Annotated in this window: 33 protein-coding genes; 4 read left to right on the forward strand and 29 right to left on the reverse strand. The window is 44.6% G+C overall.

Translation table 11 applies throughout. The features are described from left to right. The first annotated feature begins 39 nt into the window (after nucleotides 1–39). From L4C54_RS17270 to L4C54_RS17280, 3 genes are all read left to right on the forward strand, one after another. Nucleotides 40–600: a Crp/Fnr family transcriptional regulator gene (locus L4C54_RS17270; RefSeq protein WP_428809145.1), complete on the forward strand. Its 561-nt coding sequence runs from the start codon at nucleotides 40–42 to the stop codon at nucleotides 598–600. A 75-nt stretch (nucleotides 601–675) separates the two neighbouring features. After that, nucleotides 676–1,134, forward strand: coding sequence for a GNAT family N-acetyltransferase (locus tag L4C54_RS17275; protein WP_428809146.1), 459 nt, complete (start codon nucleotides 676–678; stop codon nucleotides 1,132–1,134). Between the two features lie 10 nt (nucleotides 1,135–1,144). Then, entirely contained in the window at nucleotides 1,145–1,984 is an 840-nt protein-coding gene (locus tag L4C54_RS17280; RefSeq protein ID WP_428809263.1) for a DMT family transporter, read from the forward strand. Between the two features lie 59 nt (nucleotides 1,985–2,043). On the opposite strand, the gene L4C54_RS17285 is transcribed toward L4C54_RS17280, so the two are convergent. Then, complete coding sequence (locus L4C54_RS17285; protein WP_428802648.1) at nucleotides 2,044–2,604, reverse strand: LysM-like peptidoglycan-binding domain-containing protein; 561 nt, start codon at nucleotides 2,602–2,604, stop codon at nucleotides 2,044–2,046. Between the two features lie 235 nt (nucleotides 2,605–2,839). On the opposite strand from L4C54_RS17285, the gene bamJ reads away from it, so the two are divergent. Then, on the forward strand, nucleotides 2,840–3,460 hold the full coding sequence (bamJ, locus tag L4C54_RS17290; protein WP_428802649.1) for a BamJ family beta-barrel-assembly machinery protein: 621 nt from the start codon (nucleotides 2,840–2,842) through the stop codon (nucleotides 3,458–3,460). A 171-nt stretch (nucleotides 3,461–3,631) separates the two neighbouring features. Here the strand turns inward: bamJ and rplQ are convergent, their stop codons facing one another. The 28 genes from rplQ to rpsJ form a co-directional block, all read right to left on the reverse strand. Next, nucleotides 3,632–4,012, reverse strand: a complete 381-nt coding sequence (gene rplQ, locus L4C54_RS17295) for a 50S ribosomal protein L17 (protein ID WP_428802650.1) — start codon at nucleotides 4,010–4,012, stop codon at nucleotides 3,632–3,634. A 26-nt stretch (nucleotides 4,013–4,038) separates the two neighbouring features. Further along, entirely contained in the window at nucleotides 4,039–5,031 is a 993-nt protein-coding gene (locus L4C54_RS17300) for a DNA-directed RNA polymerase subunit alpha (protein WP_017036062.1), read from the reverse strand. A gap of 24 nt (nucleotides 5,032–5,055) precedes the next feature. Beyond that, the gene (gene rpsD / locus L4C54_RS17305) at nucleotides 5,056–5,676 is read right to left on the reverse strand and encodes a 30S ribosomal protein S4 (RefSeq protein WP_428802651.1); all 621 of its coding nucleotides are present in this window, start codon (nucleotides 5,674–5,676) and stop codon (nucleotides 5,056–5,058) included. 31 nt (nucleotides 5,677–5,707) lie between these two features. Beyond that, nucleotides 5,708–6,097: a 30S ribosomal protein S11 gene (gene rpsK / locus L4C54_RS17310; RefSeq protein WP_005597095.1), complete on the reverse strand. Its 390-nt coding sequence runs from the start codon at nucleotides 6,095–6,097 to the stop codon at nucleotides 5,708–5,710. Nucleotides 6,098–6,116: 19 nt separating this feature from the next. Continuing rightward, nucleotides 6,117–6,473: a 30S ribosomal protein S13 gene (gene rpsM / locus L4C54_RS17315; protein ID WP_428802652.1), complete on the reverse strand. Its 357-nt coding sequence runs from the start codon at nucleotides 6,471–6,473 to the stop codon at nucleotides 6,117–6,119. A 146-nt stretch (nucleotides 6,474–6,619) separates the two neighbouring features. Further along, a complete protein-coding gene (rpmJ, locus tag L4C54_RS17320) occupies nucleotides 6,620–6,733 on the reverse strand; it encodes a 50S ribosomal protein L36 (RefSeq protein WP_082768678.1) in 114 nt (37 codons plus the stop codon). Nucleotides 6,734–6,773: 40 nt separating this feature from the next. Further along, nucleotides 6,774–8,108, reverse strand: a complete 1,335-nt coding sequence (gene secY, locus L4C54_RS17325) for a preprotein translocase subunit SecY (protein ID WP_017036064.1) — start codon at nucleotides 8,106–8,108, stop codon at nucleotides 6,774–6,776. Between the two features lie 20 nt (nucleotides 8,109–8,128). Next, nucleotides 8,129–8,563, reverse strand: coding sequence for a 50S ribosomal protein L15 (gene rplO / locus L4C54_RS17330; RefSeq protein WP_428802653.1), 435 nt, complete (start codon nucleotides 8,561–8,563; stop codon nucleotides 8,129–8,131). Nucleotides 8,564–8,568: 5 nt separating this feature from the next. Next, the gene (rpmD, locus tag L4C54_RS17335; protein WP_017036066.1) at nucleotides 8,569–8,745 is read right to left on the reverse strand and encodes a 50S ribosomal protein L30; all 177 of its coding nucleotides are present in this window, start codon (nucleotides 8,743–8,745) and stop codon (nucleotides 8,569–8,571) included. 6 nt (nucleotides 8,746–8,751) lie between these two features. Next, entirely contained in the window at nucleotides 8,752–9,252 is a 501-nt protein-coding gene (gene rpsE, locus L4C54_RS17340; RefSeq protein WP_017036067.1) for a 30S ribosomal protein S5, read from the reverse strand. A 14-nt stretch (nucleotides 9,253–9,266) separates the two neighbouring features. After that, a complete protein-coding gene (rplR, locus tag L4C54_RS17345; RefSeq protein WP_428802654.1) occupies nucleotides 9,267–9,620 on the reverse strand; it encodes a 50S ribosomal protein L18 in 354 nt (117 codons plus the stop codon). A 9-nt stretch (nucleotides 9,621–9,629) separates the two neighbouring features. Further along, complete coding sequence (gene rplF, locus L4C54_RS17350) at nucleotides 9,630–10,163, reverse strand: 50S ribosomal protein L6 (protein WP_428802655.1); 534 nt, start codon at nucleotides 10,161–10,163, stop codon at nucleotides 9,630–9,632. Between the two features lie 10 nt (nucleotides 10,164–10,173). Beyond that, nucleotides 10,174–10,566 (reverse strand): 30S ribosomal protein S8, encoded by a 393-nt coding sequence (gene rpsH, locus L4C54_RS17355; RefSeq protein WP_428802656.1) that lies wholly within the window; start codon nucleotides 10,564–10,566, stop codon nucleotides 10,174–10,176. A 29-nt stretch (nucleotides 10,567–10,595) separates the two neighbouring features. Next, nucleotides 10,596–10,901: a 30S ribosomal protein S14 gene (rpsN, locus tag L4C54_RS17360; RefSeq protein ID WP_428802657.1), complete on the reverse strand. Its 306-nt coding sequence runs from the start codon at nucleotides 10,899–10,901 to the stop codon at nucleotides 10,596–10,598. 17 nt (nucleotides 10,902–10,918) lie between these two features. Further along, nucleotides 10,919–11,458 carry a 50S ribosomal protein L5 gene (gene rplE / locus L4C54_RS17365; protein WP_428802658.1) on the reverse strand — a complete coding sequence of 180 codons (540 nt, stop codon included), beginning with the start codon at nucleotides 11,456–11,458 and terminating at the stop codon, nucleotides 10,919–10,921. A gap of 25 nt (nucleotides 11,459–11,483) precedes the next feature. Then, nucleotides 11,484–11,801, reverse strand: a complete 318-nt coding sequence (gene rplX / locus L4C54_RS17370) for a 50S ribosomal protein L24 (protein ID WP_428802659.1) — start codon at nucleotides 11,799–11,801, stop codon at nucleotides 11,484–11,486. An 11-nt stretch (nucleotides 11,802–11,812) separates the two neighbouring features. Further along, a complete protein-coding gene (rplN, locus tag L4C54_RS17375; protein ID WP_248008227.1) occupies nucleotides 11,813–12,184 on the reverse strand; it encodes a 50S ribosomal protein L14 in 372 nt (123 codons plus the stop codon). Nucleotides 12,185–12,344: 160 nt separating this feature from the next. Further along, on the reverse strand, nucleotides 12,345–12,599 hold the full coding sequence (rpsQ, locus tag L4C54_RS17380; RefSeq protein ID WP_428802660.1) for a 30S ribosomal protein S17: 255 nt from the start codon (nucleotides 12,597–12,599) through the stop codon (nucleotides 12,345–12,347). Then, nucleotides 12,599–12,790, reverse strand: coding sequence for a 50S ribosomal protein L29 (rpmC, locus tag L4C54_RS17385; RefSeq protein ID WP_017036076.1), 192 nt, complete (start codon nucleotides 12,788–12,790; stop codon nucleotides 12,599–12,601). The genes rpsQ and rpmC overlap by 1 nt, the downstream gene beginning before the upstream one ends. Then, the gene (rplP, locus tag L4C54_RS17390; RefSeq protein ID WP_248008229.1) at nucleotides 12,790–13,200 is read right to left on the reverse strand and encodes a 50S ribosomal protein L16; all 411 of its coding nucleotides are present in this window, start codon (nucleotides 13,198–13,200) and stop codon (nucleotides 12,790–12,792) included. Before rplP ends, rpmC begins: the two co-directional genes overlap by 1 nt. A gap of 11 nt (nucleotides 13,201–13,211) precedes the next feature. Next, entirely contained in the window at nucleotides 13,212–13,910 is a 699-nt protein-coding gene (gene rpsC / locus L4C54_RS17395; RefSeq protein ID WP_428802661.1) for a 30S ribosomal protein S3, read from the reverse strand. 16 nt (nucleotides 13,911–13,926) lie between these two features. Then, on the reverse strand, nucleotides 13,927–14,259 hold the full coding sequence (gene rplV, locus L4C54_RS17400) for a 50S ribosomal protein L22 (protein ID WP_290324412.1): 333 nt from the start codon (nucleotides 14,257–14,259) through the stop codon (nucleotides 13,927–13,929). A 9-nt stretch (nucleotides 14,260–14,268) separates the two neighbouring features. After that, nucleotides 14,269–14,547 carry a 30S ribosomal protein S19 gene (gene rpsS, locus L4C54_RS17405; RefSeq protein WP_005435078.1) on the reverse strand — a complete coding sequence of 93 codons (279 nt, stop codon included), beginning with the start codon at nucleotides 14,545–14,547 and terminating at the stop codon, nucleotides 14,269–14,271. Between the two features lie 19 nt (nucleotides 14,548–14,566). Then, nucleotides 14,567–15,391, reverse strand: a complete 825-nt coding sequence (gene rplB / locus L4C54_RS17410; RefSeq protein WP_428802662.1) for a 50S ribosomal protein L2 — start codon at nucleotides 15,389–15,391, stop codon at nucleotides 14,567–14,569. Nucleotides 15,392–15,406: 15 nt separating this feature from the next. Beyond that, complete coding sequence (gene rplW / locus L4C54_RS17415; protein ID WP_017036081.1) at nucleotides 15,407–15,709, reverse strand: 50S ribosomal protein L23; 303 nt, start codon at nucleotides 15,707–15,709, stop codon at nucleotides 15,407–15,409. Next, nucleotides 15,706–16,308, reverse strand: coding sequence for a 50S ribosomal protein L4 (rplD, locus tag L4C54_RS17420; RefSeq protein ID WP_017036082.1), 603 nt, complete (start codon nucleotides 16,306–16,308; stop codon nucleotides 15,706–15,708). The genes rplW and rplD overlap by 4 nt, the downstream gene beginning before the upstream one ends. 16 nt (nucleotides 16,309–16,324) lie before the next feature. After that, a complete protein-coding gene (rplC, locus tag L4C54_RS17425) occupies nucleotides 16,325–16,954 on the reverse strand; it encodes a 50S ribosomal protein L3 (protein WP_017036083.1) in 630 nt (209 codons plus the stop codon). A 14-nt stretch (nucleotides 16,955–16,968) separates the two neighbouring features. Continuing rightward, entirely contained in the window at nucleotides 16,969–17,280 is a 312-nt protein-coding gene (rpsJ, locus tag L4C54_RS17430; RefSeq protein ID WP_102406620.1) for a 30S ribosomal protein S10, read from the reverse strand. Between the last annotated feature and the right edge of the window lie 281 nt (nucleotides 17,281–17,561).

Genomic DNA, 17,561 nt, shown 5'->3' on the forward strand with positions numbered 1-17,561 from the left:
GCCGTAGCCTTTCGCTGCGGCTTTTTTTATGGAGAAAATATGACTGAACGGTTCTTAAAATATCTAGCAGAGAATGGGTTTTCTCCATCTGAAGTAGAAGCGATTGATGAATCAAGTGCTCTTATGGAACTGCCAACTCGGCATATCCTCGTTAACCAGGGTGCGCATGCCGACGGCATTTACTTTGTTCTTGATGGTATTTGTCACGCAAGTTATTTGACTGAAAAAGGGAAAGAGTACAGCAAAGAGTTCTATTGGGAACAAGATTGGATGATAGGGTTTGAAAGCGTTATAAAGAACCAACCTTCTCCCTATCTTTTAGAGACGTTAACCGCGGTGACTCTCATCTACCTTCCGCTTAATACATTGCACTACTGGCGAGACGAGAAACACACCATCTACCTAAAGCTGCTTGAAGCTCAATTGATGTATAAAGAGAACAAAGAGCGCTTCATGCTTCTCTTCACACCTCAAGAACGCTATCAACTTTTCTGTGAGCACTACCCTGAACTTCTTTCTCGTTTAAATGATTATCAAATTGCCGCTTATCTAGGAATTACCGCAATAAGCCTAAGCCGAATTAAAAATCGCACCACATAATTAACAATTGTTAATGCTGATCTGAATAAAAAATAGCTATAGTGAGCTAACTTTATCCCTAGGCCCAAAATAATAATGAAACAAATTATCTGGCACAATCTTCGATTCGATCAGCTAACAACATTACAGCTCTACCAATTACTGCAACTGCGTGTCGATGTGTTTGTCGTTGAACAAAATTGCCCATACCCAGAACTTGATAACAAAGACATCCAGCAAGATGTACATCACTTGTTAGGCTATATCGATGATCGTTTAGTTGCCTGCGCTCGGCTTCTTCCCCGTGATATTAGCTATGCCGATGTCAGTATCGGTCGCATTGCAACCTCAAGCACAGTTCGTGGGACAGGGTTGGGTAACGTGCTGGTGCGTACTGCATTAGCCAATTGCCAATCTTTATGGCCAAACCAATCGATCACAATTGGTGCACAAGAGCATCTAGCCAATTTTTACGCTTCTCACGGCTTTGCAAAGATTTCTGAAATGTATTTGGAAGATGATATCCCTCATATTGACATGAGATGTGAGAAGTAGAGTGTTCAAGCTGTCAGCAACGTCTCTGGGTATCCTATTACTCGTATTGGGCAACCTAACAGCTTCACTATCAGACGTTGCGGTAAAAATGCTTGAAGGGGGGATTTCACCGTTTCAATATATTTTCCTTAGGCAATTGATATCTCTGATCGTGTTGGTTCCTTTCTGGCTTCAATTGACAAAACCCCAAAGAGGTCTAACTAACCCCTACCTAACACTAGTTCGTGCAAAGCTAGTTCTCATCGGCAGTGGCTGCATGATGGTAGCAATCACTCACTTACCTTTAGCAACTGCCAATGCCGTGTTCTACGCGGCCCCTCTATTAATGCTGCCTTTATCGATCTGGTTGCTACAAGAGAGACCAAATAGAGGGAAAGTATTAGCAACCATTATTGGGTTTGTTGGGGTGCTGATCGTTTTGCGTCCATCAGAGTTTCATTGGGCCGCGATATTTGCCGTAGGAACAGCATTAACTCTGGCGCTATTTAATATTCTGGTTCGTAAGATTCCCAAAGAACAACCGGTCATCAGCACATTAATGTGGACAACTCTACTGTCATTACCAGCATCGGGGGTTCTTGCTTGGGTATTTTGGCAGCCAATTGAATTAATGGAGCTTGGGTGGGTTGCGGTCAGTGCACTACTTATATTGACCTACAACGGACTTGCAGTGATGGCGTACAAAAAAACTCACGCTTATCAAATTGCTATTGCAGAATATTCGGGGTTGGTTTTTGTCACCCTTTTCGGCATCTGGTGGTTTGATGAAACACCAAACTTACTAACCTTGGTTGGCATTGGCCTAATTGTACTGCCCTTAATGCCAATTAAGAGACTGATTAAACGTTAGTTCGTATTCGCTTTAATCTCTGTCAGACGCTTAATTGCTCATATAAATAAATCTAAATGCTATTTACTGCGACCAAAACCACCGTCAGATAAACGGAAAAACATCACTGAATTTTTGCTCTTTTCAAGCTGTAAAATATCCAGTTTTCCATCGTCTGCGAGTTTAAACCTAACCAGTTGACCTTGTTTTATATGGCTGAGTGGCTTGTCTGTACCTTCCACTTGAACTAACGCGTTTAGGTCAGTCATTGGTAAACCATTCGTACGAAAAACCTTAGAAAGCGTGTCTCCAGTTTTAACCGTATACTCATTCCAGATATCCGACGTTGGTGAAGCGGCTTTCTGTTTTGACTGTTCACTCAGGCCTTGGGTATTAATTGCGATCTCAACCCTTTCGTTAAGCGCGGTTATCGTCGGCTTCTCTTCTTTAGAATTAGGAAGTAGCAATAAAACACCAACCACAGGGATCAACACCATCAAAGCACGTCGATGGAGCTGCGGTAGCTTTTGCCAAAGGAGTTTTGCCCTTTGAATATGTGCTTGCCAATCGATAGCATTTAATCGACTCTTGGCCAGTTCCACGTAATCAGTCTTTTGTGGCTTCTTCTTACGACGATTCATTAATATCCGTCTCCTAAACTCAATACTTCATAGTATAAAAACCATCAGCGCTTGAGTATATATTAATTCTAGATTCAACGTCATTGAGCAGTAAAATCTTACGATTTTTGTATCGATGTAAGATAAAGCTCACATTGTCATTGCTTGGCTGTGTCGATTTCTTTAAGCCGTTTAAACCTGATTGGTTAACTGGTATCCTGTACGCCTTAAATTTCTTTAACTAAGAGTAACATTCATGTCTGAAGTAAAATTCGAAACTGTTGAGCAAAAAGCAAGCTACGGTATTGGTCTACAAATGGGTCAACAACTAGCAGGTAGTGGTCTAGAAGGTCTTAACGTTGACGCTATCGCTGCTGGTATTGCTACAGCTCTAACTGGTGACATGCCAGCTATTGAGATTGATGAAATCAACAACGCTCTTCAAGAACTACACACTCGCGCTGAAGGCGCACGCGCTGAAGCTGCTAAAGCGGCATCTGCTGACAGTGAAGTATTCCTAGCTGACAACGCTCTACGTTCAGAAGTAACGGTTCTTGAGTCTGGTCTACAATACGAAATCCTTACTGAAGGTACTGGTGAAGTACCAACTTCAGATAAGCAAGTACGTGTTCACTACCACGGTGAGCTAACTGACGGTACTGTATTCGACAGCTCTGTATCTCGTGGCGAACCTGCTGAGTTCCCAGTAACTGGCGTAATCAAAGGTTGGGTTGAAGCTCTTCAACTAATGCCTGTAGGTTCTAAGTGGAAACTATACATCCCACAAGATCTTGCATACGGTGAGCGTGGCGCTGGCGCTGCAATCCCACCATTTGCTGCACTAGTATTTGAAGTTGAGCTTCTAGCGATTCTTTAATCTATAGCATCTACTGCCGCTTACGGTAGAGTAGATATTAAAAAGGTTAGCTAATTAGCTAACCTTTTTTGTGCCCAAAATTTATCGCAATAATATGTGATTATCAAAACAGAAAATGGCAGGCACAAAAAAGCCGAGCTTTCGCTCGGCTTTTTAAGTTCATTCGAACTTTTACTCAGCTGCTTCTTCTGCTACTGGGCGATCTACAAGCTCAATGTAAGCCATTGGAGCTTTATCACCAGTACGGAAACCAGCTTTTAGGATACGAGTGTAACCGCCTTGGCGGGTAGCAAAACGTGGACCTAGTTCGTTGAACAGTTTTGCAACTACTTCGTTATCACGAGTACGTGCAAATGCTAAACGACGGTTAGCAACGCTATCCGTTTTAGCTAGCGTAATCAAAGGCTCAACGACGCGGCGAAGCTCTTTTGCTTTTGGCAAAGTAGTCTTGATAACTTCATGACTAACTAGAGAGCATGCCATATTGCTAAACATCGCTTTACGATGTGAGCTGTTGCGGTTGAGTTGACGACCACTCTTACGATGGCGCATGACCTAATCCTTCTAACTAATATCGATTAATCTTCAGCGATAGACGCTGGCGGCCAATTTTCTAGGCGCATGCCCAGAGAAAGACCACGTGATGCAAGTACGTCTTTAATCTCTGTAAGAGATTTTTTACCAAGGTTAGGCGTTTTAAGTAGCTCAACCTCAGTACGCTGTACAAGATCACCGATGTAGTGAATCGCTTCTGCTTTCAAACAGTTAGCAGAGCGAACTGTTAGTTCAAGATCGTCTACAGGACGAAGTAGGATAGGATCGAATTCTGGCTTCTCTTCCTTCTCCTCAGGAACACGTACATCACGAAGATCTACGAATGCATCCAGTTGTTCAGCTAAAATTGTAGCTGCACGACGGATAGCTTCCTCAGGTTCAAGAGTACCGTTCGTTTCCATATCGATAACAAGTTTGTCCAAGTCAGTACGTTGTTCAACACGTGCCGCTTCAACAGAGTAGGCAATTTTGTCTACTGGGCTGTATGTAGCGTCAACGAGTAAACGACCAATTGGACGCTCATCTTCTTCGGTATGAATGCGAGCGGAAGCTGGAACATAACCACGACCACGTTCAACTTTGATACGCATAGCGATCTCAGCGTTGTCATCCGTTAGGTGACAAATAACGTGTTCAGGATTTACGACCTCTACATCACCATCATGGGTGATGTCACCTGCAACCACAGGGCCTGAGCCTGATTTATTCAGTGTTATAAACACTTCATCTTTGCCTTCAGCAACGCGAACAGCTAGACCTTTCAGGTTAAGAAGAATCTCAAGGATATCTTCTTGTACACCTTCTTTGGTACTGTATTCGTGTAATACGCCTTCAATCTCAACTTCTGTTACAGCACAACCTGGCATAGAAGATAGAAGAATGCGGCGAAGAGCATTACCTAGAGTGTGGCCAAAACCACGCTCTAACGGCTCAAGAGTTACTTTTGCGTGTGTCGTGTTGATCTGTTCGATGTCAACAAGACGTGGCTTAAGAAATTCTGTTACAGAACCCTGCATTGTGTCCTCTCTTTATTTTAAACCTTACTTAGAGTAAAGCTCGACGATCAATTGTTCGTTGATGTCAGCTGATAGGTCAGAACGCTCAGGCATACGCTTGAATGTACCTTCCATTTGGCCAGCATCTACTTCAATCCAAGTTGGTTTCTCACGTTGTCCAGCTACTTCTAGAGCAGCAGTTACACGAGCTTGCTTTTTAGCTTTCTCGCGAATTGAAACAACGTCGTTAGCCGCAACTTTGAACGAAGGAACGTTTACAACGTTTCCGTTAACTAGGATAGCTTTATGGCTAACTAGTTGACGAGATTCAGCACGAGTAGCGCCAAAGCCCATACGGTAAACTACGTTGTCTAGACGACCTTCTAGAAGCTGAAGTAGGTTTGCACCTGTGTTGCCTTTAAGGCGAGCAGCTTCTTTGTAGTAGTTACGGAATTGTTTTTCTAGAACGCCGTAGATACGACGAACTTTTTGCTTCTCACGAAGCTGAACGCCATACTCAGATAGACGACCGCGACGAGCGCCGTGTACACCTGGTGCGTTATCAATTTTACACTTGGTATCGATCGCACGTACACCAGACTTAAGAAATAAGTCAGTGCCTTCGCGACGGCTAAGCTTAAGCTTAGGGCCCAAATATCTTGCCATGATTCTTCTCCAATATTCCTAAAAACGAAACTTAAACGCGACGTTTCTTAGGTGGACGACAACCGTTATGAGGGATTGGTGTAGCATCAACAATGTTTGTGATGCGGTAACCAGCAGCGTTCAGTGCGCGAACAGTAGATTCACGACCTGGACCTGGACCCTTAACCATAACTTCCAAGTTCTTAAGACCGTATTCTTTAGCCATTTCAGCACAACGTTCAGCAGCAACTTGTGCAGCGAACGGAGTAGATTTACGAGAACCGCGGAAACCAGAACCACCAGCAGTAGCCCAAGCAAGAGCATTGCCTTGGCGATCTGTGATAGTTACGATTGTATTATTAAAAGAAGCATGAATGTGCGCTACGCCATCAGCTACTTGCTTGCGTACGCGCTTACGCGCGCGAGTTGGTTGTTTTGCCATTGTACTCTACCTTATCCGACTATTTCTTGATCGGCTTGCGCGGACCCTTACGGGTGCGAGCGTTGGTTTTAGTACGCTGTCCACGTAGTGGTAGACTGCGACGATGACGAAGACCGCGGTAACAGCCAAGGTCCATAAGACGCTTGATGTTCATCGATACTTCACGACGTAGATCACCTTCTACAGTGTATTTAGCTACACCATCACGCAGTTGATCGATCTGTTCTTCAGTTAGTTCACTGATCTTAACATCTTCAGCAATACCTGACTCAGCTAGGATAGCTTGAGAGCGGGTTTTACCGATGCCGTAAATTGCTGTTAAAGCGATTACAGCGTGTTTTTGATCAGGAATGTTAATGCCAGCTATACGGGCCACTATTCACTCCTAGTACTTTGATAAAGAATTATCCGCAGCAGAGCCCGTGAGGATACGCTGCGGCATACTACTTCTTTTGCACGCAAAAGGTAGGCCGAGGAATATACTCGACACTACCTAGTTTTACAAGTAAAAAATTCTGCTAATTAGCCTTGGCGTTGTTTATGCTTTGGCTCACTGCAAATCACGCGAACGACACCGTTACGCTTGATAACTTTACAGTTACGGCAGATTCTTTTAACGGAAGCACGAACTTTCATTGCTAAACTCCGTAAATGAAATCTTCAGTCTACCGTCGATTTAACGACCGTAGCCCTTCAGATTTGCTTTTTTCAACACAGAATCATACTGTTGTGACATCAGATGAGTCTGTACCTGTGCCATAAAGTCCATGATAACTACCACTACGATTAGTAGTGATGTGCCGCCGAAGTAGAAACGTACGTTCCACGCGACCATCATGAACTCAGGAATCAGACAAATAAAGGTAATGTATAACGCACCCGCGAGGGTTAAACGCGTCATTACTTTATCAATATATTTTGCTGTCTGCTCACCTGGGCGGATACCGGGTACGAATGCACCAGACTTCTTCAAATTATCTGCTGTTTCACGGGGATTGAAAACCAACGCCGTGTAAAAGAAACAGAAGAAAATTATCGCTGCTGCATAAAGCATTACGTACAAAGGCTGACCTGGACTAAGAGCCAAAGACACATCAGTTAACCAACCGAATGCGCTGCTCTCGCCATTTTGACCAAACCATTGTGCTAATGTTCCTGGGAACAAAATGATGCTTGATGCAAAAATCGCTGGTATTACACCTGCCATATTAATCTTAAGTGGCAAGTGAGAACTTTGTGCTGCAAACACTTTACGACCTTGTTGACGCTTTGCATAGTTAACGACGATACGACGTTGACCACGCTCCATGAAAACTACGAAGTAAATAACAGCAAAAGATAATACTGCAATTAACAATAGAAGAAGTACGTGCAATTCACCTTGACGCGCTTGCTCAATTGTTTGTCCGATTGCCGAAGGCAACCCAGCAACAATACCTGCAAATATTAGTATCGAAATACCATTACCAATTCCACGCTCTGTAATTTGTTCACCTAACCACATCAAAAACATGGTGCCGGTTACTAAACTTACGGTAGCAATTAGCGTAAACATGGTTTGGTTGATAACAACCAGATTATCGACCATGTTTGGAAGGCCAGTTGCAATACCTATGCCTTGGAATGTTGCAAGTACAAGCGTGCCATAACGCGTATATTGGCTTATCTTACGACGGCCTGCTTCACCCTCTTTCTTGAGTTCGGCTAACGCTGGATGAACTACAGTTAGCAATTGGACAACAATAGATGCCGAAATATACGGCATGATGCCCAACGCTAATATAGATGCACGCTCAAGAGCACCACCGGAGAACATGTTAAACATCTCTACGATGGTACCTTTTTGCTGATCGAACAAATCGGCAAGTACAGCTGCGTCAATACCAGGAATCGGCACAAAAGAGCCGGCTCGGAATACTAAAAGTGCACCAATTACGAATAATAAGCGCGACTTTAGTTCACTTAAGCCGCTCTGAGCACTACGAAAATCTTGTCCTGGTTTCTTAGCCATCTGTACCTCGTTCCTCGAGATTATTCCTCGATTTTACCGCCTGCAGCTTCGATTGCAGCTTTAGCGCCTTTAGTCACGCGTAGACCTTTAACAGTTACCGCTTTACCAATTTCACCAGAAAGAACGATTTTTGCAAATTCGATGTTCTTAGTGATGATGTTAGCAGCTTTAAGGCTGTTAAGATCAACAACGTCACCAGTTACTTTCGCTAGTTCACCTAGACGAACTTCAGCAGACACTAGGCTCTTACGAGAAGTGAAACCGAATTTTGGTAGACGTTGTTTCAAAGGCATTTGACCGCCTTCAAAACCTGGACGAACAGAGCCGCCAGAACGTGACTTTTGACCTTTGTGACCACGGCCACCTGTTTTACCAGTGCCAGAACCGATACCACGACCTACACGCTTCTTAGAAGGTTTAGAGCCAGCAGCCGGTGATAGAGTATTCAAACGCATTCTGATTACTCCTCAATCTTAACCATGTAGTAAACCTTGTTGATCATACCGCGTGTACACGGAGTATCTTCAAGTTCTACTGTATGGTTGATGCGACGAAGGCCTAAACCCTTTAAGCACGCTTTGTGCTTAGGTAGGCGACCAATTGAGCTTTTAGTTTGAGTTACTTTAATAGTTGCCATTGTGTTCTACTCCGAAATACTTTCAACAGTTAGACCACGCTTAGCAGCAACCATTTCTGGCGACTTAACATCTACTAGACCAGCAACAGTTGCGCGAACAACGTTGATTGGGTTTGTAGAACCGTACGCTTTCGCAAGTACGTTATGTACACCAGCAACTTCAAGCACTGCACGCATAGCACCACCGGCGATAACACCAGTACCTTCTGCTGCAGGTTGCATGTAAACTTTAGAGCCCGAGTGACGACCTTTCACCGCGTGGTGAAGAGTGCCTTCGTTAAGTGCGATAGTAACCATGTTACGACGCGCTTTTTCCATTGCTTTTTGAATCGCAGCTGGTACTTCACGTGCTTTGCCGTAACCGAAACCAATGCGACCATTACCGTCACCAACTACTGTTAGTGCAGTGAAGCTCATGATTCGACCACCTTTAACCGTCTTAGAAACACGGTTAACTGCGATTAGCTTTTCTTGCAAATCACTAGCTTGTTGTTGTTCTTTAGCCATCTTCCAACCCTACCTTAGAATTTCAGACCAGCTTCGCGAGCAGAATCTGCTAGCGCCGCTACTCGACCGTGGTATTGGAAACCAGAACGATCAAATGCAACTGAAGCTACGCCTTTTTCAAGAGCGCGCTCAGCAATAATTTTACCTACTGCTTTAGCTGCATCGATGTTACCAGTATTCGTAATTTGCTCACGGACCGCTTTTTCTACTGTAGATGCTGCAGCAATAACTTCAGATCCATTAGATGCGATAACCTGAGCATACACGTGACGAGGAGTACGGTGTATTACTAGGCGAGTTGCACCCAGTTCTGCAATCTTACGACGTGCGCGTGTAGCACGACGGATGCGAGATGCTTTCTTATCCATAGTGTTACCTTACTTCTTCTTAGCTTCTTTAGTACGCACGATTTCATCGGCGTAACGAACACCCTTGCCTTTATAAGGCTCAGGTTCACGATAAGAACGAATATCAGCCGCAACTTGACCTACTAATTGCTTATCGCAACCAGTAATAACGATCTCAGTTTGACTAGGACATTCAGCCTTAATACCTTCTGGAAGAGCATGCTCGACCGGATGGGAGAAGCCAAGGGTTAGGCCTACAGAGTTGCCTTTCATAGCAGCACGGTAACCTACACCTTTAAGAGTTAGCTTCTTAGTGAAGCCTACAGTAACACCAACAACCATGTTGTTAACTAGTGCACGAGCAGTACCTGCTTGTGCCCAAGCTTTAGAAACACCTTCGCGTGGACCGAAAGTTAGGTTGTTTTCTTCCTGTGCGATAACTACAGCGTTGTTTAGAACGCGAGTCAGCTCACCCTTACCACCTTTTACAGTGATTTCTTGGCCATTTAGTTTCACCTCTACGCCAGCTGGAATAGCGACAGGTGCTTTAGCAACACGAGACATAGTCTACTCCTTAAGCGACGTAACAGATGATTTCACCACCAAGACCGGCTTTACGTGCAGCGCGATCGGTCATAAGACCTTTGGAAGTGGAAACTACAGCAACACCAAGGCCACCCATCACTGACGGAAGCGAGTCTTTATTCTTGTAGACGCGCAGGCCAGGACGTGAAACACGTTGGATTTGCTCAATTACTGGTTTAGCTTGGAAGTACTTAAGAGTAACTTCTAGCTCTGGTTTTGCTTCGCTGTTTACAGCGAAATCAGCAACGTAACCTTCAGCTTTCAGTAGTGCAGCAATTGCAACTTTAAGCTTTGAAGAAGGCATTGTAACAGCAACTTTATTTGCTGCCTGACCGTTACGTACTCGGGTCAGCATATCCGAGATCGGATCTTGCATGCTCATAAGATTTACTCCAAATGATTAAGTGGCAATTACCAGCTAGCCTTACGAAGACCCGGAATCTCGCCTTTCATGCAAGCTTCACGAACCTTAATACGGCTTAGACCGAACTTACGCAGGAAACCGTGTGGACGACCAGTTTGGTTGCAACGGTTGCGCTGACGAGATGCACTTGAATCACGTGGAAGAGATTGCAATTTAAGAACTGCATTCCAACGATCTTCTTCTGATGCGTTTACATCGCTAATGATAACTTTTAACGCAGAACGCTTAGTAGCGAACTGAGCAACAAGTTTTGCACGTTTAGCTTCACGTGCTTTCATTGATTGTTTAGCCATAACAGTAACCCTTCACCTTACTTACGGAATGGGAAGTTAAATGCAGTCAGCAGAGCGCGCCCTTCCTCATCGGATTTAGCAGTTGTCGTGATAGTAATATCAAGACCACGTACTCGATCTACTTTATCGTAGTCGATTTCCGGGAAGATGATTTGCTCGCGAACGCCCATGCTGTAGTTACCGCGTCCGTCAAAAGACTTAGCGCTAACACCACGGAAGTCACGTACACGCGGAAGAGCAATTGAGATTAAACGCTCAAGAAACTCCCACATACGCTCGCCACGTAAGGTTACTTTACAACCAATTGGGTAGCCTTCACGAATTTTGAAACCTGCAACAGATTTACGCGCTTTAGTGATAAGTGGCTTTTGACCAGAGATCGTTGCCATATCAGCAGCTGCGTTTTCAAGCAGTTTCTTATCGTTGATTGCTTCACCAACGCCCATGTTTAGGGTGATTTTATCAATCCTAGGGACTTGCATGACGCTTGAGTAGCTGAACTCTTTGGTAAGCTCAGCGACTACAGACGACTTGTAGTAATCATGCAGTTTCGCCATAGTAGAACTCCAAATTACATTCTAATTAGTTAGAAACGATTTCGCCGTTAGACTTAAAGAAACGAACTTTCTTACCATCTTCAATGCGGAAACCGATACGGTCTGCTTTACCAGTAGCCGTGTTAAAGACTGCAACGTTAGAAGCATCAATAGCTGCTTCTTGTTCAACGATGCCACCTTGTTGACCTAGAGCCGGTACAGGCTTTTGGTGTTTTTTAACAAGGTTGATACCTTCAACGATTAGTTTACCAGTAACCAGAACCTTAGTTACTTTACCTTTCTTGCCTTTATCTTTACCAGCAAGAACGATTACTTCGTCATTACGACGGATTTTAGCTGCCATGTTGCCGCTCCTTACAGAACTTCTGGTGCAAGTGACACAATTTTCATGAATTTCGCATTACGAAGTTCACGAGTCACAGGACCAAAGATACGTGTGCCGACTGGTTGCTCAGTAGTGTCATTCAACAGTACGCAAGCATTTCGGTCGAAGCGAATGACAGAACCGTCTGGACGACGAACGCCTTTACGAGTGCGCACGACCACCGCTTTCAGAACGTCACCTTTCTTAACTTTACCGCGAGGAATTGCTTCCTTAACAGTAACTTTAATGACGTCTCCGATATGTGCATAACGGCGATGTGAACCACCCAGGACCTTAATACACATTACTCTACGAGCGCCGGAGTTATCCGCAGCCTCGAGTGTACTTTGCATTTGGATCATGTTAGTGCTCCGCTAAATATTAATACTAGACCCTCTCGGGTCGGGCTCCCCCTATATGAGGGACGCGAATTGTACCACCCTTTCTTTCGATTGGATAGACAAAAAACAAGCGGCCCCAAAAATAGTCTGGAGCCGCTTGATAATCAAAGAAAAATTGAAATTAACCTTTCGCTTTTTCTAAGATTGATACCAATGTCCAAGACTTAGTCTTAGACAGAGGACGACACTCAGCGATCTCAACTTTGTCGCCTAGGCCACAAGTGTTGTTCTCGTCGTGTGCGTGTACTTTAGTCGTGCGCTTAGTGTACTTACCGTAAATCGGGTGTTTCACTGTGCGTTCGATAGCAACAACGATAGACTTGTCCATCTTGTCACTAATAACACGACCTTGCTGGGTACGTTTCTGTTCGCTCATTATGCGCCTGCCTTTTCAGTCAAAACAGTTTTCACACGTGCGATGTCACGGCGTACAGCTTTAAGAGTATGAGTTTGCTGTAGTTGACCAGTTGCAGCTTGCATGCGCAAGTTAAACTGTTCACGTAGCAATTCTAATAGCTCAGCATTAAGCTCTTCAACGTTTTTCTCGCGTAGATCTTGTGCTTTCATCACATCACCTGCTTAGTTACAAATGTAGTTTTGAACGGCAGTTTGCGAGCCGCAAGACGGAACGCTTCACGAGCCAATTCTTCAGGTACACCGTCCATTTCGTACATAACCTTTCCAGGTTGGATTTGGGCAACCCAGTACGCAACTGAACCTTTACCTTTACCCTGACGAACTTCAAGTGGTTTTTCAGTGATAGGCTTGTCTGGGAACACACGGATCCAGATTTTACCTTGACGCTTAACGTGACGCGTCATTGCACGACGTGCCGCTTCAATTTGACGAGCAGTCAAACGACCACGGCCAACAGCTTTAAGACCAAATGTGCCGAAGCTTACATCTGTGCCTTTAGCTAGACCACGGTTGCGACCAGTCATAACCTTGCGGAACTTAGTACGTTTAGGTTGTAGCATCTGTCGACTCCTTACTTACGGCCTTTACGCTGCTTCTTAGGCTTGTCGCCTTTTGGCTCAACAGCGTTAGCTGCTGGCATACCACCTAGAATCTCACCTTTGAAGATCCAAGTTTTAATGCCGATCACACCGTATTGGGTGTGAGCCGAAGAAGTTGCATAATCAATGTCTGCACGTAGAGTGTGTAGAGGCACACGGCCTTCACGGTACCACTCAGCACGTGCGATTTCAGCGCCGCCAAGACGACCGCTTACTTGCACTTTGATGCCTTTAGCGCCTAGACGCATAGCATTCTGTACCGCGCGCTTCATAGCACGACGGAACATTACGCGACGCTCTAGTTGAGACGCGATGCTATCACCCACAAGTTGAGCATCAAGCTCAGGCTTACGTACTTCAGCGATGTTAATTTGCGCTGGTACACCTGCGATTTTAGCTACAGCTGCGCGTAGTTTTTCTACGTCTTCACCTTTCTTACCGATTACTACGCCTGGACGAGCAGTGTGAATAGTCACACGAATACTCTTAGCAGGACGCTCGATAACGATACGTGATAGAGATGCTTTTTTCAGTTCTTTAGTTAAGAACTGACGTACCTTGAAGTCGCCGTCTAGGTTGTCAGCGAAATCTTTGGTATTAGCAAACCATGTAGCATTCCAAGGCTTTACAATGCCAAGACGAATGCCATTAGGATGTACTTTCTGACCCATTGCTTACTCTCCTAGTCTAGCGATCAGCTACAACAATACTGATGTGGCTTGAACGCTTCAAGATACGATCCGCACGACCTTTAGCACGAGGCATAATACGCTTCATGATAGGGCCTTCGTCTACGAAGATTTTAGCGACATTTAGATCGTCGATATCTGCACCTTCGTTGTGTTCCGCGTTAGCGATTGCTGATTCAAGAACTTTCTTAATTAGTTCAGCAGCTTTTTTGTTGCTGAACGTTAAGATTTCTAGAGCCTGATCAACAGATTTACCGCGAATTTGGTCTGCAACTAAGCGAGCTTTCTGAGGCGAAATGCGAGCAAAGTTATGTTTAGCTAGTGCTTCCATCATCTACTCCTAACGCTTCTTAGCTTTCTTATCTGCAGCGTGGCCGCGATAAGTACGTGTTGGTGCGAATTCGCCCAGTTTGTGACCGATCATTTCTTCGGTAACAAATACTGGTACGTGCTGACGACCATTATGGACAGCGATGGTCAAACCAATCATTGTTGGGATGATCATTGAGCGACGGGACCAAGTCTTAATAGGCTTTTTGTCTCCGCTTTCCACCGCTTTCTCTACCTTCTTCAGCAAGTGTAGGTCAATAAAAGGACCTTTCTTGAGAGAACGTGGCATGGCGATTCCTCTTTATAGATTATTTAGTGCGACGACGTACAATGTACTTGTCGGTGCGTTTGTTTTTACGAGTCTTGAAGCCTTTGGTAGGTTGGCCCCATGGTGAAACTGGGTGACGACCGCCAGATGTGCGACCTTCACCACCACCGTGTGGGTGATCAACCGGGTTCATTACCACACCGCGAACGGTTGGACGAACACCACGCCAGCGACTAGCACCAGCTTTACCTAATTCACGTAGCATATGCTCAGAGTTACCAACTTCACCGACCGTTGCACGGCCTTCAGAAAGTACTTTGCGCATTTCGCCAGAACGTAGACGGATAGTTACGTATGCACCGTCGCGAGCGACGATTTGAGCATAAGCACCAGCCGAACGAGCTAGCTGTGCACCTTTACCAGGCTTAAGTTCAACACAGTGTACAGTAGAACCTACTGGAATGTTGCGCATCGGCAGAGTGTTACCTGCTTTGATTGGCGCATCAGCACCAGATTGAATCTGGTCACCTGCGTTAACACCTTTAGGTGCGATAATGTAACGACGCTCACCGTCTGCGTACAGAACTAGAGCGATGTTAGCGCTACGGTTTGGATCGTATTCTAGACGCTCAACTTTCGCTGGAATACCGTCTTTAGTACGTTTGAAGTCAACTACACGGTAATGGTGTTTATGACCACCACCGATGTGACGTACTGTAATACGACCGTTGTTATTACGACCACCATTCTTAGAGTTTTTCTCTAGAAGTGGTGCGTATGGCTTACCCTTGTGTAGGTCAGCGTTAACAACTTTAACAACGTGACGACGACCAGGGGAAGTCGGCTTACATTTAACAATAGCCATTTTTAACTACTCCTGTTACTCAGCACCGCCAACGAAGTCAAGATCTTGACCTTCGTTCAAGGTTACGTACGCTTTCTTAACGTCGCTGCGGCGACCTTGGCGTAGTCCTTGACGTTTGGTCTTACCCTTAGTAATAAGAGTATTTACAGACTTAACTTCAACTTCAAATAGCTTCTCTACAGCTGCTTTGATCTCTTTCTTAGTTGCATCGATAGATACTTTGAAAACGATAGTGTTCGCTTTCTCAGCAGCCATAGTTGCTTTTTCAGAGATATGTGGAGCACGTAGAACTTTTAGTAGACGCTCTTCAGTGATCATGCTAGAAGCTCCTCAACTTGCTTAACTGCTTCAGCAGTTATTAGAACCTTGTCGAAAGCGATTAGGCTTGCTGGATCAATACCAGCTACGTCACGCGCATCAACTTTATATAGGTTACGAGCAGCTAAGAATAGATTCTCATCTACTTCGGCAGTCACAATAAGAACATCACTTAACTCAAGTTCATTAAGTTTAGCTACTAGTTCTTTTGTCTTTGGTGCTTCTACTGAGAAGTTATCAACAACGATTAAACGCTCTTGACGAACAAGCTCAGAAAGAATGCTTTTCATAGCACCGCGGTACATTTTTTTGTTTACTTTTTGGCTGTGATCTTGTGGTTTCGCAGCAAAAGTAACACCACCTGTACGCCAGATTGGGCTACGAATTGTACCAGCACGCGCACGGCCAGTACCTTTTTGACGCCATGGCTTAGCACCACCGCCAGAAACTTCTGAACGCGTCTTTTGAGCACGAGTACCTTGACGAGCACCTGCTGCAAATGCAACAACTACTTGGTGAACAAGGGCTTCGTTGAACTCACGTCCGAAAGTAGTTTCGGAAACAGTTAGTGCATCAGCACCTTTAACCATCAATTCCATTACTTACTCCTAGACGTTATGCTTTAATAGCTGGTTTTACGATCACGTTGCCACCTGTTGAGCCCGGAACCGCACCTTTAATAAGGAGAAGATTGCGCTCAGCGTCAACACGTACGATCTCTAGGTTTTGAGTCGTTACACGCTCAGCACCCATGTGACCTGCCATTTTTTTGCCTTTGAATACGCGACCTGGAGTTTGACATTGGCCAATTGAACCCGGTGCACGGTGAGACAAAGAGTTACCGTGAGTCATATCTTGAGTAGAGAAATTCCAACGCTTGATAGCGCCTTGGAAGCCTTTACCTTTAGAAGTACCAGTAACGTCTACTTTCTTAATTTCATTGAATAGTTCTACGTTTAGCTCAGCGCCAACTTCAAACTCTTCTCCGTTTTCTAAACGGAATTCCCAAAGACCACGACCAGCTTCAACACCTGCTTTCGCAAAGTGACCAGCTTCTGGCTTAGATACGCGGTTAGCTTTCTTAGTTCCAGCTGTTACTTGGATTGCTGCGTAGCCGTCGTTCTCAATAGTACGTACTTGAGAAACACGGTTAGCTTCAACTTCAACAACAGTTACTGGGATAGAAACGCCTTCTTCGGTAAATACGCGGGTCATACCCACTTTACGTCCGACTAGACCAATCATTATTCTAATCTCCCTTAACCTAGGCTGATTTGTACATCAACGCCTGCAGCAAGATCTAAACGCATTAGAGCATCAACAGTTTTATCTGTTGGCTCAACGATGTCGATCAAACGCTTGTGAGTACGAATTTCGTACTGGTCACGTGCATCTTTGTTGACGTGTGGAGAGACAAGAACAGTGAAACGCTCTTTACGAGTAGGTAGTGGAATAGGACCACGAACCTGTGCGCCGGTACGCTTTGCTGTTTCTACGATTTCCGCAGTAGAAGCATCGATTAACTTGTAATCAAATGCTTTAAGGCGGATTCGGATACGTTGGTTCTGCATGAGACAGAGCTCCAATAATTAAATATTACACAAACAATATCGCCACTCAAGCTCGTTAAGACGAGAGAATGCCGATTGATTTATGTGAAACCGTAGCATCCAAGATTAGGACGCATTGTCAGTTAATTTTCGATTAACTAGCCCCGTAGACAAAGTCACCTTTGGTACAGTTATTCTTTAAAAATAGATAGTTAATTGTATTAACTGCGAACATAAGCTGAGTCTACATTACCTAACTAATCTAACGAAAAGTTAGCTCCTCGACGCTCATTGGTTCACAA

The sequence above is a fragment of the Vibrio lamellibrachiae genome, from assembly GCF_050337265.1.
GTDB lineage: Bacteria > Pseudomonadota > Gammaproteobacteria > Enterobacterales > Vibrionaceae > Vibrio > Vibrio kyushuensis.